14 protein-coding genes and 1 pseudogene are annotated in these 16,057 nt (G+C 44.7%); 9 read left to right on the top strand and 6 right to left on the bottom strand.

Features of this window, described 5'->3' with window-relative positions; all coding sequences use genetic code 11:
* Positions 1–66: 66 nt before the first annotated feature.
* The gene (gene clcA / locus ITG10_RS21905) at positions 67–1,473 is read right to left on the bottom strand and encodes a H(+)/Cl(-) exchange transporter ClcA (protein WP_026084352.1); all 1,407 of its coding nucleotides are present in this window, start codon (positions 1,471–1,473) and stop codon (positions 67–69) included.
* Between the two features lie 609 nt (positions 1,474–2,082).
* On the opposite strand from clcA, the gene ITG10_RS21910 reads away from it, so the two are divergent.
* The 3 genes from ITG10_RS21910 to ITG10_RS21920 all read left to right on the top strand — a co-directional run bounded on the left by ITG10_RS21910 (position 2,083) and on the right by ITG10_RS21920 (position 5,291).
* The gene (locus ITG10_RS21910; RefSeq protein WP_017631839.1) at positions 2,083–3,066 is read left to right on the top strand and encodes a GTP-binding protein; all 984 of its coding nucleotides are present in this window, start codon (positions 2,083–2,085) and stop codon (positions 3,064–3,066) included.
* 181 nt (positions 3,067–3,247) lie between these two features.
* Positions 3,248–4,534, top strand: a complete 1,287-nt coding sequence (locus ITG10_RS21915; protein WP_017631840.1) for a DEAD/DEAH box helicase — start codon at positions 3,248–3,250, stop codon at positions 4,532–4,534.
* 136 nt (positions 4,535–4,670) lie between these two features.
* The gene (locus ITG10_RS21920) at positions 4,671–5,291 is read left to right on the top strand and encodes a LysE family translocator (RefSeq protein ID WP_017631841.1); all 621 of its coding nucleotides are present in this window, start codon (positions 4,671–4,673) and stop codon (positions 5,289–5,291) included.
* Between the two features lie 179 nt (positions 5,292–5,470).
* Here ITG10_RS21920 and ITG10_RS21925 read toward each other — a convergent pair whose 3' ends face one another.
* Positions 5,471–7,498 (bottom strand): PhoX family phosphatase, encoded by a 2,028-nt coding sequence (locus tag ITG10_RS21925; protein WP_017631842.1) that lies wholly within the window; start codon positions 7,496–7,498, stop codon positions 5,471–5,473.
* Positions 7,499–7,752: 254 nt separating this feature from the next.
* Between ITG10_RS21925 and ITG10_RS21930 the strand changes: the two genes are divergently transcribed.
* The 5 genes from ITG10_RS21930 to ITG10_RS21950 all read left to right on the top strand — a co-directional run bounded on the left by ITG10_RS21930 (position 7,753) and on the right by ITG10_RS21950 (position 12,084).
* On the top strand, positions 7,753–8,094 hold the full coding sequence (locus tag ITG10_RS21930; RefSeq protein ID WP_008219317.1) for a YggL family protein: 342 nt from the start codon (positions 7,753–7,755) through the stop codon (positions 8,092–8,094).
* A gap of 384 nt (positions 8,095–8,478) precedes the next feature.
* A complete protein-coding gene (locus tag ITG10_RS21935; protein WP_017631843.1) occupies positions 8,479–9,162 on the top strand; it encodes a spondin domain-containing protein in 684 nt (227 codons plus the stop codon).
* Between the two features lie 9 nt (positions 9,163–9,171).
* On the top strand, positions 9,172–9,852 hold the full coding sequence (locus ITG10_RS21940; RefSeq protein WP_017631844.1) for a spondin domain-containing protein: 681 nt from the start codon (positions 9,172–9,174) through the stop codon (positions 9,850–9,852).
* Between the two features lie 81 nt (positions 9,853–9,933).
* Positions 9,934–10,665, top strand: coding sequence for a response regulator transcription factor (locus tag ITG10_RS21945; RefSeq protein ID WP_017631845.1), 732 nt, complete (start codon positions 9,934–9,936; stop codon positions 10,663–10,665).
* A gap of 45 nt (positions 10,666–10,710) precedes the next feature.
* Complete coding sequence (locus ITG10_RS21950) at positions 10,711–12,084, top strand: HAMP domain-containing sensor histidine kinase (RefSeq protein WP_017631846.1); 1,374 nt, start codon at positions 10,711–10,713, stop codon at positions 12,082–12,084.
* A gap of 61 nt (positions 12,085–12,145) precedes the next feature.
* On the opposite strand, the gene ITG10_RS21955 is transcribed toward ITG10_RS21950, so the two are convergent.
* Together ITG10_RS21955 and ITG10_RS21960 are read right to left on the bottom strand one after the other, a co-directional pair.
* Positions 12,146–12,610 carry a hypothetical protein gene (locus ITG10_RS21955; protein ID WP_017631847.1) on the bottom strand — a complete coding sequence of 155 codons (465 nt, stop codon included), beginning with the start codon at positions 12,608–12,610 and terminating at the stop codon, positions 12,146–12,148.
* A gap of 158 nt (positions 12,611–12,768) precedes the next feature.
* Positions 12,769–13,698, bottom strand: a complete 930-nt coding sequence (locus ITG10_RS21960) for a DMT family transporter (RefSeq protein ID WP_248387158.1) — start codon at positions 13,696–13,698, stop codon at positions 12,769–12,771.
* 149 nt (positions 13,699–13,847) lie between these two features.
* Between ITG10_RS21960 and ITG10_RS21965 the strand changes: the two genes are divergently transcribed.
* Positions 13,848–14,306, top strand: coding sequence for an Lrp/AsnC family transcriptional regulator (locus ITG10_RS21965; protein WP_017631849.1), 459 nt, complete (start codon positions 13,848–13,850; stop codon positions 14,304–14,306).
* A 227-nt stretch (positions 14,307–14,533) separates the two neighbouring features.
* Here ITG10_RS21965 and ITG10_RS21970 read toward each other — a convergent pair.
* Positions 14,534–15,739 (bottom strand): annotated as a pseudogene (locus ITG10_RS21970) (IS256 family transposase).
* Between the two features lie 50 nt (positions 15,740–15,789).
* Positions 15,790–16,029: a hypothetical protein gene (locus ITG10_RS21980; RefSeq protein ID WP_248386866.1), complete on the bottom strand. Its 240-nt coding sequence runs from the start codon at positions 16,027–16,029 to the stop codon at positions 15,790–15,792.
* Positions 16,030–16,057 lie beyond the last annotated feature (28 nt).

Here is a 16,057-nt window from a genome sequence, read left to right on the forward strand (position 1 = left end):
TTTTGATGCGGAATCGGGACATTAAGCACGTTGAATGTGTGCTTTTGTTTCATGAGTCTTTTGTAATTAACGCACTTCCTCTTGCTGAGGCAGGTCTTGTTGTCTTAACTTCTCATTTTTCAGCGTACGGTTCAGTAGTTGGCTGTAAATCGGCTGACCACCTAACATCTGAGCAATGATTACCGCGCCTAGACAGGTGATGATCAACGGCAGGATAAGGTAATAGTTATTAGTCATTTCGATAACCAACAATATGCCTGTAATTGGCGCACGCACGGTTGCAGCAAATAAAGCGCCCATACCTGCAATCGCAAACATGCCCGGTTCGATATTCAATTCAGGAAAGAATGTCGCGGCGATAAGCCCAAATGCGTAGCCAAAGAGTGTACCGAGTGCGAGCATCGGCGCAAAGATGCCGCCCGGAGCACCAGATCCAAAACAAAGTAGTGTGGTGATAACACGGCCTAGGAAGATCAGTAGCAATATGTTGGTGCTGTAACTACCGTTAGTGATGTTTGGGATGATACCAATACCACCGCCAGTCAATTCAGGGATATAAAGCAGCAACAAGCCAAAACAGCCACCAAGCAGGGTTCCGGTTATCAAGTAGCGTTTGCGGTCATTCTTGTGTATTGCCACGAACATATCTTGCGAAAGCGTTATTAGCTTATTGAAAATTACGCCAAATAAGCCGAACAACACGCCCAGTAATAGGAATAACCAAAGTGCACTCAGTTCAGGTTGTTGGTACTGAGGCATAGTGATAACAGCAGATTGACCATTGATCGAACGAAACACAATGTTGGCTGAGATCGCAGAGATAATAACGGCTTTGATTGAAATGAGTGAGTAACGAAATTGTGGTCTCATCTCTTCAACAACGAACATAATCCCAGCTAGTGGTGCATTGAACGCCGCAGCCAAGCCACCAGCCGCACCTGAAGCAAGTAATGAATGTCGAGTATCGTCATCTTTTACTCGGAATATGTCAGTGACCATACGACCGATGCTTCCGCCCATTTGCACGGTTGGCCCTTCACGACCTAATACCATGCCTGAACCTAACGCGCCCATACCACCAAAGAATTTTACTGGAAGTACTCGCCACCAACGAACAGGTCGCATACCGTCCATCGCGCCTTCTATTTCAGGGATGCCAGAACCAGCAGCTTCTGGAGCAAAGCGGTGAACGAGGAAATAGCCAATGAAGGCAAATGCAGCACTGATAAGGAAAGCAGCAAGCCAAAGTGGTAAATAGCTACCAATTTCATCTTTCAGCCAATCGGTACGAGTTTCTGTGATGAAATGAACGGCAACTTCGAAATAGGTGCCCACCACGCCAGCAAGGATACCGACAATGCAAGAAAGGAAAAGAACGGAAGCGGGTGTTTTGTCTCTAGAGAGAAATTGGTTGATAGCATCCCTTGGTATTTTTGCTAAAAGGGATTGCTTAATTCTCTCTCTATTGGTCATTTAAGTTTGGTTCCTGAGTTTATGCGGGGAGGGTCTTAGTAAATTATACGCCTCCTCTGCATATCCTATAGCAGCAAAGATGCAAAGTTGAATTTCATTTATGAAAGAAGTGTATTACATAAATGGAATGTATGGACAATATAGTGGAATCGCCGTCACAGTTTTGATCGATTCTCTGGCAGCAACTTGTATTACGCCGAAAATGAACCATAGTTAAATCGTAAAGCAACATAACGAACCGCAAGGAGAAGTGAGGTTTTACACACAATTTGGATGGATTCAGAAACAAAGTTTTTAGTTCCTCGTTAAATGTTCAGGTCGATATTTAAGGCTTCCTGATTCGCGAACTCACGATTGAGTAACGAGGGTGAGGCGTACTGACAAGTACGCCTTTAGTCCGTCTGGAGCATCCAAAATTCTGCTTTTCACTTCTATTCTCTATTTATCTGCTCAACTCTTCATACTTCGCTAAGCGCTATATCTGTGTAAATCAGCCTATCTCTCGATTTAGTTAACCCATTCTTCTGCTCGCCAATCTGAGTATAAACAAGCGATTGGGGTCAACTTTTTGGTAATTGAGTATATACTCCCTAAAAAAGGAGAACTGATATGACCAAAAAAGTTCCTACAAACATAATTACGGGTTTCTTAGGTGTTGGTAAGACGACAGCTATTTTGAACCTGCTAAAAAACAAACCTGAGAATGAAAACTGGGCTGTTCTGGTTAATGAGTTCGGGGAAATCGGCATCGATGGCGCATTGATGACAGACCAAGGTGCTTTGATTAAAGAAGTTCCGGGCGGTTGCATGTGTTGTACAGCGGGCGTGCCTATGTCTGTAGGTATTAATGCTTTACTTCGCCAAAAGCCAGGCCGCTTGTTGATTGAGCCAACAGGCCTTGGTCACCCTAAACAAGTAATCGCGACACTAACTTCTGACCAGTACACGCCGTATGTTGATCTAAAAGCGACATTAGGTTTGGTTGACCCACGCAATCTATCCAATGAAAAATACACGTCTAATCAGAACTTTAATGATCAATTAGACAGCGCAGACGTGATTCTAGGCACCAAGGTCGATCTTGTGCATTCTGAAGACATCGATGTGTTTAACGATTGGGTGACGGATCAAACGCCAGCAAAAGTCTTCCATAAGCTAATTCACGATGGTGAAGTGCCATTAGAAGTGTTGGACATTGAAAGAGTACATGGCAGTGCTTCAACTCATATTGAATCGCACCATCATGATCACGCAGAACAAGAACCTCAATTCGAACTTCCTCCGGGCGAAGCTTTTATCCGTAAAGAGAACAAAGGGCAGGGCTACTACAGTTGTGGTTGGCTGTTTGGCGCAGAGCATAAGTTTGATTTCGATGCGCTGTTTTCAATGCTGTCAGATCTTACGGCTGAGCGTGTAAAAGCGGTGGTTAATACTGACCAAGGCTGCTACGCGTTTAACGTGGCGAATCAAGTCGTGTCAGTGAATGAAATTTCCCTCGATGGCTTTGAGTCCCGACTGGAAGTGATCGACTCGCAGCTGATGCCGTGGGGCGATCTCGAACAGATTCTGCTCAAGCTGTGTGGCATCAAATAGGGTTTAATCTCTGTTTGAACTGAATAATTGGGTGTTTGCTTCGTCGATGGCGTGGTAAACACCGGATTAAATGAGAAAGTTTGCGTTATATCACGATAAATGTGAGATAAATCACTCTAATTACTTTATAGTGCTCGGCTGAAATAAGAATGTAGGCTGTCTGCTTAAGGAACCCGTAACAATGTCATTTTCCTCTCAAGGTTTTGCTCCTGAATTAGTCAAAGCGTTGACTGAGTGTGGTTATGAAAAACTCACTCCAATTCAACAAAAAGCGATTCCAATGGCTCGTAAAGGCCATGATATTTTTGCTACTGCTCAAACCGGTACGGGTAAAACAGCGGCATTCTCATTGCCTGTTATTCAACACCTACTGAACAGTGGTAAAAAAGCATCTCGAGGAACGGCTCGCGGCCTTATTCTTGCTCCAACTCGTGAGCTTGCTGCGCAGATCGCTCAGAACATCAAAGACTACGTTAAATACACTGAACTAAGCGTTTCAGCAGTTTACGGTGGTAACAAGATGTCTTCACAGGTTCGTCAATTAGAGCTGGGTGTGGATATTCTGGTTGCGACTCCGGGCCGTTTAGAAGAGCACTTAGAAGCGGGTAACGTGTCTATTGCTAACCTAGAATTCCTAGTATTTGATGAAGCTGACCGTATTCTAGATATGGGTTTCATCAATGCTGTTCGTAAGATCATGCTGGATGTAGAAACCTCTCCACAGATCATGATGTTCTCTGCGACAACATCGACTCAGTTGAACCAACTGTCCGTTGATATTCTACGTAAGCCAAAACGTATCAGTGTTGAGCGCGAAAACTCAACGGCTGCTACTGTCGGCCACGTGGTTTACCCAGTCGATCAAGAACGTAAAACAGAACTGCTTTCTGAACTGATTGGTCGTAAAAACTGGCGCCAAGTGCTTGTTTTTGTGAACTACAAAGAAACAGCGAACGATGTGGTTAAAGAGCTTAAGTTAGATGGCATTAAAGCAGTACTGTGTCACGGTGATAAAGCGCAAAGTGCTCGTCGTCGTGCTCTAGATGATTTTAAAGAGGGTAAAGCTCGTGTAATGGTAGCAACAGACGTTGCGGCTCGTGGTCTTGATATCGAAGACTTACCACACGTAATCAACTACGACATGCCTTTCCTAGCAGAAGACTATGTTCACCGTATTGGCCGAACAGGTCGTGCTGGTAAGCAAGGTCACGCTGTCTCTTTCGTTAACCGCGAAGAAGAGCTGACTGTGGTTCAAGTTGAAAAACTGATTCAACAGCGCATTCGTCGTGTTGAGCAGCCGGGTTATGAACCGAAGAAGCGTGACGCTTACATTGAAAAGCTGAACACTAAGTCGGCTTACAAAAACCGCCAAGGTCGTAAGAACAACGCGAACGAAGAGCCTCAAGATCAAGCAAGCGCAGAACGACGTTTGACTATGATGAAGCGAATTAAAAACCGTCGTAAGTAAAATTACGGTTGGTAATGAAAAAGAGCCACTGTATTGTGGCTCTTTTTCGTTGTGTCGCAAAATACAAGGTCGCTCCTTACAAAGACAACTCAACAAGCTGAACACTCAAATAAAAATAAGTCGATAAGGTAATAATATGGATAGCGCGCTACTTTGGGCTTTTATTCCCACGTTTTTCTTTGTATCAATCACGCCCGGCATGTGTATGACCTTGGCGTTAACATTGGGCATGAGCATCGGTTACAAGCGAACATTATGGATGATGGTCGGTGAACTGGCTGGCGTCGCGGTGGTTTCAGTTGCCGCAGTATTAGGTATTGCGTCTATTATGTTGAATTACCCTTGGCTATTTACAGGCTTCAAGTTTGTGGGTGCAGGGTACTTGTTTTATTTAGGCGTTCAGATGTGGCGTTCAAGAGGCAAGTTGGCGATCAGCACTGATAATCAAGAGACGCAAACAAACAATGATTGGGACTTGGTAGTTCAAGGCTTTGTTACTGCGATTGCTAACCCAAAAGGTTGGGCGTTTATGATTTCTCTTCTTCCTCCTTTTATTAACAGCAGTAAAGACTTAGCCCCACAGTTGTTGATTCTCGTGTCGATTATTCTTGTCTCTGAATTTGTTTGTATGACTCTTTACGCGACAGGCGGTAAGAGCCTTAAACACATGCTTGGTAAGGCTGACAACGTGAAGTTGATGAATCGTATTGCGGGCACGCTGATGATGGGCGTGGGTGTGTGGTTGTTCGTGAGTTAATACTAGTTAGCTGCTAACGAGTAGATTACGAAGCCGCAAGCTATTCGTTGAATCAAAGAGTTTACCGAATATAAAAAGAGCGATAGGGCAATTAGCCTTATCGCTCTTTTTGATTTTACTTTGCTAGCGAACAGAAACTAGATAGCAGCAAGATTGCTGACCTTAGCTAGATTTGCTTATTAAACCGCAATTTCACCACCGTCTTCACGGCGAATGACAACCGTTGATGCTCTTGGGCGAACATTACCTTGAGTTTGAGCTGTTGCATCTTCAGACGATGGCCAGTTTGCTGGGTGTTGAATGTTCACGAACAGTGATTTGAAGTCTGGGCTGATAGTAAACCCAGTTACTTCACATCCGTTTGGACCAACAAAGAAGCGTTTAAGCTGTGCTTGGTTGTTTGCATCAATCACCGCGCTGTTGCCTTTGTCATCCGTTAACTGAGATGGAACCACAGCCAGCATTTGATCGTTGGTGTAGCCAGTAACTTCGTCTGCGCCGTTATCCGTTTGAATCCACAAGATGCCACGAGCATCGAATGCTAAGCCATCTGGGCTCGCGAACTGGTTCATATCTGTAAGGCCAGAACGGTTGATAGACTTGTCTTCCACTGCAGGTGAACCGAATACAAAGATATCCCAATCGAATTCGTCCGCCGTTTTGCCTTCATCCCAACGGATAACATGACCAAACTTGTTGTTTACGCGAGGGTTCGCTGAGTTCGCTTCTTTGCGCTTGTTGTTATTAGTCAATGTTAGGTAAGCCGTACCTGTCATTGGGTCTACAGAGCACCATTCAGGGCGATCCATAGGCGTTGCGCCTACAAGGTCGGCTGCGCCTGCTGTATTAACGATAAGTGCGGCTTGAGAGTCAAACGTATCACCTAGCTTGCCACCGTTAGTGGTTTTGCTGCTTAGTGTTAGCGGTAACCATGTGCCCGAACCATCGTCGTTGAACTTAGCTACGTAAAGCGTGCCTTTGTCCATGTACTTGTCGCCCGCACTTAGTCGGTTGCTTGGCTCAGCGTCACGTGGGTCCCATTTCGCTTCAGAAACAAATTTGTAGAGGTATTCGAAACGAGAATCGTGGCCTGAGTAGAATACGATAGGCTCGCCTTCAGTTAACTTACCAAAGGTACAACCTTCATGACGGAAACAGCCCAGAGCAGAGCGTTTCTTCGCACGAGAGTTTGCTGTGTACGGGTCGATCTCAACAATGTAGCCGTGACCGTGTGCTTCGTTGCGGTAATCGTCCATTGGTGAATCTGCGGTTGGTGTTACATCAAAGCGTGCGAACTCATCTAAGCGTTCTTGTTTGTCACCAGAAAGCGTGTCCCAACCGTAGCGAGTTTTGTCCGTCGCGATTCCGATACGTTCTTGAGCTTGTGTCGTTGTACCTTTATTGACGAAGTAACCTGGCCAGTTCTCTTCACAAGTTAGGTAAGTGCCCCAAGGTGTGTAGCCGTTGCCACAGTTATTTAATGTGCCGCGAGCTTGGCTGCCGTCTTGTGAAAATTTCGTTTTGGTAAACTCACTGTGAGCGACAGGGCCAGACAGGTCCATCACAGTTGCGCCAGTGTAGCGGCGGTTAAGTGGATCGTTATCGACCATTACCCATTGATTACCTTCAAGCTTAACGCGAACCACACTCACGCCGTGTGCGTTGATCTCTTTGCGTACTTCATCAATGTTAGGGCGAACGCCTTCATTGTATGTAGGACCATTAGCGTGCAGGGCTTTTTGGTCAATGTATTCGTGGTTGATCACCAACAAACCATCATTGCTGTTCCCATCAAGCGGGAAGAAATGCATGCCATCGTGGTGCATTCCCAGTGCGTTGGCTTGGTCTTGTGCGTTGTTGGTTCCGTCTTTTAACCAAGCATTACCTTGCTTGTTAAGTGGCGTGCCCCAAGGAACGAGCACTTGTGCTGTGTAGCCTTTCGGTACGACAACACTGTCAGTCAATGAGCCTTTAACCGATTCAAATGCTAGAGTTGCGGTGCTTTTTTGCGCGCCTGTTGCTTGCATTGTTGCGGCGTTAGCTGTGCTATGACCTGCTAAACCAAACGCGCCAAATGCGGTCATTGCACTGATGCCTAATCCGCCTTTTAATACGTTTCTTCTTGAAAGGTTTGCATCTAGAACTTCTTCGAAGGGTTTGTTTTTACTCTTGTTAAAACGAGTGCTATCAAATGTTTCCTTGCTCATCGCGACTGCTTCCTATTGGCTGACTTTATTATTCGTTATTTATGACTTACCCGTGTACTAACGAATTGGTTAATAACTTGGGTAAATGTGTGACCAATCGTGAAGCAGTTAAGTGACAGATTTTTATAGTTTTTATTAAGCTTTTGTTTCTGTAGCACGATTTTTGCCATAACACTTCTCATGCAAGACAAAACACTTGGGGATTGGGTTATAACTGTGTATAAATGCTTAATCAAATGAAAAGAGAGACAGTTATGAAATTAGATAAAATCGAAAACAAAAATCGTCGCCTACGCAAAAAGCTATACCTAGGTGAATTCGCGATTCTGGGTTTTGAAGTAAGCTGCAAGACATCGATTGCTGATTTTGACCAATACGATGTGTTCATTGACGAGTTCATCGATTTCATCGACAGCATCGGCTTATGCTTTGGTGGCGGTGGCCTAGAGCTGTTTGAAGGTTTCTTATGTTCTATCGAGCGTTACCGCTCAGTAACTGAAGCAGAGCAGCTGCAAGTTGCACAATGGCTTGAAGCGCGTGCTGAAGTGACGAAAGTTGAAGTAAGCGAGCTTATTGACGCAAACTACGCGTTCTAAATTGATGTTGTACTGTTAGCGTTTCTTAGAGGCTTATACGGCTTTTAGAACGAGCAACAATACACAAAAACAGAGGCTGAATCGTTAAATCGATTCGGCCTTTTTGCGCTTTCTCCCTTCCTTATTTTCTTTTTTATGTTTCCCTCCCTCTTTGTGATTTAACTAATTTCAATTAAATATCAGTGATTTATGGCTACTTGTCTGGGTTGTAATAAGTTTGGATAAACTTGTGAGACTTTTATGATAATTCAATGAAGTTGCTGATAGATTTGATCGCCATTCTTAGAGTCAACAACACCACAGTTCGTGGCTGACTAGATAACACGTATTTCGATGTTATTGACTCGCTGGTCACGAAAGGACTCAATAAAGGATGGAATCAAAATGAATAAACGTACTCAAATCAGCTTAGTGATTGGCTCGGCGATGTTCGCTTTTGGGGCTGTTCAAGCTCAGGCAGCCCAGCTTGAGGTGACAGTGACTAATGCGACTAAAGGAATCTACTTTACGCCAATCTTGGCAGCGGCTCATGATTCAAGCTTGTTCATGTTTAGAACGGGGGAGGCAGCTTCTGCTGAGTTGGAATCCATGGCGGAAGGTGGTGACATCTCGGGCTTATCTGGTGTCATCGCCAATGCCGGTGGTGTCGTCGTTGAAAACCCTGCTAGCGGTATTCTTGACCCAGGTGTCGCGACCACATTCGATATTGATACTGGAGATCTGGCTTACTTGTCGCTCGGCGCAATGTTATTGCCAACCAATGATGGTTTTGTTGGATTAGACAGTTGGAAGATCCCAACTCAAGCAGGTACCTATAAAGCCACACTGAATGGCTACGATGCAGGTACTGAAGCCAATGATGAGTTGGCTAGTAGTATGCCAAATCCACCCTTTATTACCTTTGGTGCTGGTGGTACAGGTGTAGAGACTGCCGTGTCTAACGCTAAGGTTCATATTCATCCGGGCAACATTGGTGATAGTGATGCTGTGGGTGGAATTAGTGACCTTGACAGCAGTAGCCATCGCTGGTTAAACCCTGTGGCAACCATCACGATCGTTGTGAAGTAAGGGGGATGTATGAAAGCTAGAATTTTATTTATCGCTGCTTCTGTCGCCGTGTTAGCCGGTTGTCCTGATGATGACGATGATTACTACCGTTACGATGTGAGTGTTGCCAACCTCACGCCCAACCAACCTATGTCGCCACTTGCGATACTGACGCACAACACCAGTTTTGATCTGTTTGAAATCGGCCAAAGTGCTTCCGTTGACCTTGAATACTTAGCTGAAGGTGGCAGTAATGCAGAACTCATCGCACTCAGCAACAGCGACGCTAATGTTTATCAAGGCATCTCAGGCAATGGGCTGATTCTTTCCGGAGAACAAGACACGGTCTCTATTCGTGTCGACCCAAATCAAGAAGGGTATATCTCTGTTGCTTCAATGTTAGTGAACACCAATGATGCGTTTGTTGGTGAATCTGGTTTATCGCTGAAATCGTTAGCGGTGGGTGATACGTTCACGATGAATATGAACGTGTGGGATTCAGGAACGGAGCTCAATGACGAACTTGCTGCAACGATTCCTGGGCCTGCTGGTGGTGGCGAAGGTTTTAACAGTGATAGAAACGATACCGATGTCGTCAGCTTCCACTCTGGAGTCATCAGTCAAGATGATGGTCTTGCGACCTCCGCATTAAGTGGCAATCATCGATTCCTTAATCCCGGTGCGCGAATCACGATTACTCGCACAGAGTAACTGGTTGAACACACGATGAAAGAATTCCTGCTCTGTTCCGGTCAATTGAAAGGTAGGCAGACTCCGAATAGAGCAGGGATAATGAACAGTGCTGCGGTAAATTTGATGGCAAACATATTGTTGGTTGAAGACGATGATGACTTGGCTGAGCTGGTGCAGATGCATCTTAAGTTCCAAGGGCATGATGTTGTAAGAACTAACTCAATTGAAAAGGCTCAAGCGCTATATCAGGGAAGCCAGTTTGATTTGGTTGTGCTTGACCGAGGCTTACCTGACGGCGATGGTCTCGATTTCTGTCGATTGTTACGCCAGCAAGAAGACTGGACGCCTGTGCTAATGCTTACAGCAAGAGACACTGAGCTAGATAAGGTGTCTGGCTTAGAAGCTGGGGTTGATGACTACATCACCAAGCCTTTCAGTGTGCTCGAGTTTCAAGCTCGCGTGAGGAACGTGCTGCGTCGCTTAAGTCACTCTGAATCTGCAGTGAAAGATGCGCAATCAACCGAACCCGTAATGAGTTTTGGCGGGCTTACCATCCAACCTGAGCGTCATCAGGTTTCATTGAATAATCAAGATGTCCTACTGACAGCAACCGAGTTTACGTTACTTCACTTTTTAGCCACCCGACCGGGGCGCGTCTATAGCAAAGATGAGCTACTCAATCACGTTTGGAATACCGATCATTCTGGGTATCACCACACGGTGTGTAGCACGGTTAACCGATTGAGAACCAAACTGGCGATGCCGAATAGCGACGATGATTTCATCAAAACCGTTTGGGGTGTGGGCTATAAGTTCGAATCGAAAGTTTAGGCCTATGTGTCGCGTCCTAAGCTTAAGAGCCATCGAGGAGAGAACATGAGTTTCAAATCGCGTTTAGTGTTGTTTACCAGTTTGTGGTTTCTGCTCGTGAGTGTGGTGATTGCCTACACGTATCATTGGCAAAAAGAGACCATAGAACAAAGAACTAAACAGAGCTTACACAAAGAGCTCGCGGTTCACATGCGCGATGATAACCCGCTGATGATTGGGACTGACTACAACCCCAAAGCCCTTAAATCCATCTTTCATACCTTGATGTTGATTGGTCCCGATTTCGACATCTACTTTCTCGATAGTCAGGGCAATATCACGACACACGCTGCGCCAGAAGGGACTGTGTTGGCAAGCCAGATAGACTTAGCGCCCATTAAACAATTCTTAAATGACGAGCCTTATCCGATTCTGGGTGAAGACCCGATCAATCCTGATTCTCGTAAGGTATTTTCCGTTGCTGCGATAGAAGAGTTGGGTTCAACGGTGGGGTATCTGTATGTGTTGATTGGTAGTAACCGCCACACTGTGATTGCCAACTCACAAGTCGATACACCTTATATGGCGCTAGCCGGTCTTATGTTGATCTCTATCTTAGGTTTTGCGATTGGCGCTTACCTGTTGGTAAAACGTAGCCTGTTGAACCCTATTGAAGAGGTCACCAATAAGCTACAACAGCAAGCAGAGCAAGATTTCCGCCTTGACCCCAACTTTATTCACCAAGTGCCAGAGTTGGTGCCGATTGCTCGTTCTTATCAGTTGATGGCGAAACACATTCAACAACAATTCTTACAGCTTGAGTATCAGTCTTCGCATCGTAGACAAAGCTTATTGCAGTTAAGCCATGATTTGAAAACACCGTTATCAAGTGTGTTGGGTTACTTAGAAACGTGGAAGATCCAAAATCCACACTCGGATCCACTGATTGATGTGGCTTACCGCAATGGTAATAAACTGTCTGAACAATTGCATTCACTTCTCGATAGTGCAAAACATGACAATCCTGTTCCTACCTATCAATACGTTTCGATAGATTTGTATGGGTTACTGAGTGAGTGCTTAGAAACGATTCAAAGTCAGTACCGCCATAAAGATGTCGAACTTAAGGTGGACATGCCTGATGGAGTAAAAGCGGCTGGTGATAGTGACTTGCTTGAAAGGTTGATTTTGAACTTGTTAGATAATGCGTTGAGGCATAGCCCAAGTGGAACAGCAGTTTCACTGAGTGTTGATTTAGAGCCGGATTCGAAGCGGGTGAGAGTCGTGATTCACAATGAGGTGGAGCAGGAAGCGCCGAATGGTTCATTAGGAATAGGAACCAAGATCGCCCAATCGATACTGATGTTGCACCACAGTGTGTTAGAAACAACAAAGGCAGAGAACTCATTTCAGCAAAGCTTTTACTTGCCTTCGATATAGTTCTTTCTGCCCTTGATATTTACTAAGCTGTGTTTGAATTACAGCGTGTTACGAAGTGACGTTACGCGTCTTTCTTCTCTTCGTTGCCTTCATTTACTTTTGCGTAGAAGTGAAGCAACTCAGTTAACTCTTTAACCCAACCGAATGCATCTTTTGGTGCGTTCTTTAAGATCTTCCCTACTTTCTCGCAGTGTACTTCAATCGCAATAGCTTCTTCTAAGTTGAAGGAGATTGAGTAGAAGTGCCAAAGCAGTAGGCGAGTCATACGCTCGATGTTTTGTTGTGAGTTGTCTGACTCAGAAAACGCTAGGTTTACTTCGCCAAGTGCAATAGCCGTCATTCGCAGCATTGCATCGAATTTTGCCGACTGCATGCGTTCTTCGCTGGTCACTTCTTCTTGTTCGAACGTGAACAATTCTGTCATTGCATCTTCAGGAACAAGGCGATGGATCATCCTTAAACTAAATTCTTCTAGTTCATGGCGAGGCATTGTGATTAAACAATTTAAGGTGTAGTCGCGTTGCATGGTGTTCTCTTGAATCTGCAAAAAGGTCGGACAGTTTAATGGAGAAGCGAGCTTAGAAAAAGCAGATTTTGGATAAGCCTACCTTTGTAGGCTTATCTGGATGTCGCATACCTGAAAAGTCGCCATCGAACTGCTTGAAATGGTGAACATTAAAAGCATTACGCTTTGCTATGACTTGGTGGCTGATATTGCATGGATTGGTCGTTTCTCATGAAGATATTGCTCGCGACCAAACTACCAATGCAAATAGAACCAAGGGCAAGCCAAGTCATTGCATCTGGAACTTCGTTAAACAGTGGAATCGCCAATAGTGTTGCAACTGCAGGTGTCGCGCTTCCAAACGCAGCAGAACGCTCTGCCCCTAAGGTATTAACCGCATATAGGTAAGTGAATGCAGCAATTAAGCCCGCTCCAACACCTTGTACCATTGAATGAATGGCTAGCTCTGTAAAAGGCCAGTGAGCGATAGGGGTATCCATTAAATGGCTAGGGAGCTTTCCGGTGAGGATAAGCAGCACTAACAACAAAGTAGAGCAGAGAGAAATAAACCCTGCACTGACCAAAGCATCTAGGTTGGCGACACGGGCAGAGATAGTGAAGATTGCCCACATCAAGCTACCGCACAGAAACAGTAAGTGACCTTTGGTGTATTCAAAATTAAAGCTACTCAAACTGCTCCCCAAGAACAACACAATACCTAGTAACACCAAAGTTAGACCAACGATTCGGTGGCGGCTAAGTGGTTGCTTGAAAAAGAGCACCGCAATCCCGGTAACAAAGAGAGGTAGTGTTCCGGGCACTAAAGCACTGCCGTGTGAAACAGGAACAAACTGCATGGCTGTACCTGCAACAAGCAGATAAGGCAGACCACTACCGACAAACATACCTGCTAAGTAACGGTTAGGTACTGCTGTAATGGAACTACGCGCTTTCCACACCAAAGGTAATAGTACCAAGGCGGGAATAAGGAAGCGTGTGAGTGCGATGTCTGCAGGCGTTAAATTTGAATTCGCGCCGCCTTTAAGAGAAAGGAAAAAGCTCGCCCAGATCAGCAGAGTGACGGTAATTGATAGGTAGCCAAGATTCATAATAAACAATGAAAGTGAATGATGCTTCATTATGAGGGAGATTTCGTGCCTCAAGTTGGCAAGTTTCGTTCTAAATTGACCTGTCATTGATGATTTCTGCTAATATCCTTTCAATTGTTAACGAATTTAACTAATGAATGACTTTGACTATGGATAGAATTGATAGACACCTTCTCGAGTTGTTGCAAAAGGACGGTAGATTGACCACGGCAGAGTTAGCCGATGAAGTCGGCTTATCCCCGTCACCTTGCGCGAGACGTATCAAAAGGCTTGAAGAAAAAGGCATTATTGATGGTTACCGCGTGAGCTTATCTCGAGAAAAGGTGGGTGTGGCGATGAGTGTGTTTGTCGAAGTAAGCCTAAACAACCACCAAGAAGTGTCGATCGATAAGTTCGAGGGCGCGATTGTCGAGATGGAGGAGGTGATCAGCTGCCATGTAGTGTCTGGCGCTTATGATTATCTGTTAGAAGTCGTCAGTCCGAATCTAATGGCCTATGAAACGTTTACCAGAAAGCTTCAACGTCTCTCTAATGTTAAAGATATCCATACTCATCTCGCGATAAGACAAGTGAAAGGGAACGCGCCGCTTCCTGTTTATACCGAGTAAGCAGAAGGAAAGGATGAGTGTTATCGAGTAGAGTGAGCTGAAAACGAAATGGTTTGATCTTTGAATAACAATGCGAAGATGACCAAAGATCTTTCACAAGATGCCAAACTCACGGCAATAAAAAACGGAGCACCTCGTGAAAGGTACTCCGTATATGATAGGTGCAAAACTTAGTGATACTTAAAGTGAGAGATGACCCTGTAAATAATTCTGTGTAACTGTCGGGGTTACATATATTCAGTTAATCGGTCTTCGAACATAATCATAAAGCGGTTCAGGGCTTGTCGCCAGTTTCTAATTGGCATCGTCCATCTTTTGAGGCATCCTGGATCGCTAAGAAGATCACCTTCCTTGCCGATTCATCTGTCGGGAACAGCTTACGCTTTTAATCGCTTTTCTAATAACACTATTAAGTGATTCTATGGCATTAGTCGTATAAATTGCTCGCCTAATATCTTCTGGGTAGTTGAAGAGCGTGTTCAGGTTATTCCAATGTGCTGTCCAAGAGCGGCTGATCTGAGGGTATTTGCCATCCCATTTATCTGAGAACTGCTCTAGCGCTAGCAAGGCTTCATCTTCTGTCTTCGACTGATAGATCTTCTTAAGATCGGCAGCCACAGCTTTATAATCTTTCCAAGGTACATACCTAACTGAGTTTCTCACCATATGGACGATACAGAGCTGGATCTGAGTATTTGGGAATGCGGCATTAATGGCATCAGGAAAGCCCTTCAGACCATCGACACAAGCAATGAGAATGTCTTTTACTCCGCGGTTTTGTAGCTCTGTTAGCACAGCAAGCCAGAACTTAGCACCTTCCGTCTCTGACAACCACATGCCAAGCAGCTCTTTTGACCCTCCATGTTCACGCCTAGCGCAAGATAAACAGCTTTGTTGATGACTTGTTTATCTTGCCTGATTTTTAACGACAATGCAGTCGAGATAAACGATTGGGTAGACTTCATCTAATGGGCGAGATTGCCATTCAACAACCTGCTCTAGAACAGAGTCCGTCACCTTAGATATAAGGGTTGGTGAGACATCCGCATCGTACATTTCCTTGAATGTGGCTACGATTTCTCGGGTCGTCATGCCTTTAGCATAGAGGCTTAAGATTTTGTCATCCATCGACTGGAAACGAGTTTGGTGCTTGCGAACCAGCTTTGGTTCAAAGCTTGACTCACGGTCACGAGGAACGTCTATCGGCACTTCACCATCATCAGTGATAATAGACTTGCTGGTATACCCATTACGTGAGTTGGAGCTGGGTTTTGGGAGTGTTTTTCGTAGCCAAGGTGCTCATCAAGCTCAACATTCAATGCTGTCTCAACAGTCACCTTGGTTAACATTTTTCGGAAGTCATCAAGATCAGATTCTGTCTTAATTGATTTAGCTGCTTCACGAGCAAAAGCTTCAAGTGCTTTCTTATCCATACTATCCATCCTTAGCCTTTAAGGCTTAAGTCTAGACAGTTACACAGAATTTAGGACAGTCTCTGAGAGATTGAACAATCCCCAGTTTGTGCATTAATTCTGAATGAAAAAGCATGTGAATGGTAATCCACACCATCATTCCAAATTGTTTCTCCAAATATCTTACATAGCTCTAGCTCACTTACTGAACCGAACTCTTCCATGTGTTTAGCTACAGATAAAAGTTTACCTCTTATCTCTGCAGTCCATTCCGTGTTACTCAAGCAGTTGAAAGCCATAGTTTTTTGCATATTACCTAGCCAAAATGTTTCTTGTTAT

Origin of the sequence: Vibrio sp. ED004, assembly GCF_023206395.1 — a bacterium.
Lineage (GTDB): Bacteria > Pseudomonadota > Gammaproteobacteria > Enterobacterales > Vibrionaceae > Vibrio.

Bases quoted from the DNA above. Each gene is read 5' to 3' on its own strand.
- ITG10_RS21960 (WP_248387158.1), bottom strand. From the start codon at position 13,698: ATGAATCTTGGCTACCTATCAATTACCGTCACTCTGCTGATCTGGGCG.
- clcA (WP_026084352.1), bottom strand. From the start codon at position 1,473: ATGACCAATAGAGAGAGAATTAAGCAATCCCTTTTAGCAAAAATACCA.
- ITG10_RS21910 (WP_017631839.1), top strand. From the start codon at position 2,083: ATGACCAAAAAAGTTCCTACAAACATAATTACGGGTTTCTTAGGTGTT.
- ITG10_RS21945 (WP_017631845.1), top strand. From the start codon at position 9,934: ATGAACAGTGCTGCGGTAAATTTGATGGCAAACATATTGTTGGTTGAA.
- ITG10_RS21915 (WP_017631840.1), top strand. From the start codon at position 3,248: ATGTCATTTTCCTCTCAAGGTTTTGCTCCTGAATTAGTCAAAGCGTTG.
- ITG10_RS21940 (WP_017631844.1), top strand. From the start codon at position 9,172: ATGAAAGCTAGAATTTTATTTATCGCTGCTTCTGTCGCCGTGTTAGCC.
- ITG10_RS21935 (WP_017631843.1), top strand. From the start codon at position 8,479: ATGAATAAACGTACTCAAATCAGCTTAGTGATTGGCTCGGCGATGTTC.
- ITG10_RS21930 (WP_008219317.1), top strand. From the start codon at position 7,753: ATGAAATTAGATAAAATCGAAAACAAAAATCGTCGCCTACGCAAAAAG.
- ITG10_RS21965 (WP_017631849.1), top strand. From the start codon at position 13,848: ATGGATAGAATTGATAGACACCTTCTCGAGTTGTTGCAAAAGGACGGT.
- ITG10_RS21955 (WP_017631847.1), bottom strand. From the start codon at position 12,610: ATGCAACGCGACTACACCTTAAATTGTTTAATCACAATGCCTCGCCAT.
- ITG10_RS21980 (WP_248386866.1), bottom strand. From the start codon at position 16,029: ATGCAAAAAACTATGGCTTTCAACTGCTTGAGTAACACGGAATGGACT.
- ITG10_RS21925 (WP_017631842.1), bottom strand. From the start codon at position 7,498: ATGAGCAAGGAAACATTTGATAGCACTCGTTTTAACAAGAGTAAAAAC.
- ITG10_RS21920 (WP_017631841.1), top strand. From the start codon at position 4,671: ATGGATAGCGCGCTACTTTGGGCTTTTATTCCCACGTTTTTCTTTGTA.
- ITG10_RS21950 (WP_017631846.1), top strand. From the start codon at position 10,711: ATGAGTTTCAAATCGCGTTTAGTGTTGTTTACCAGTTTGTGGTTTCTG.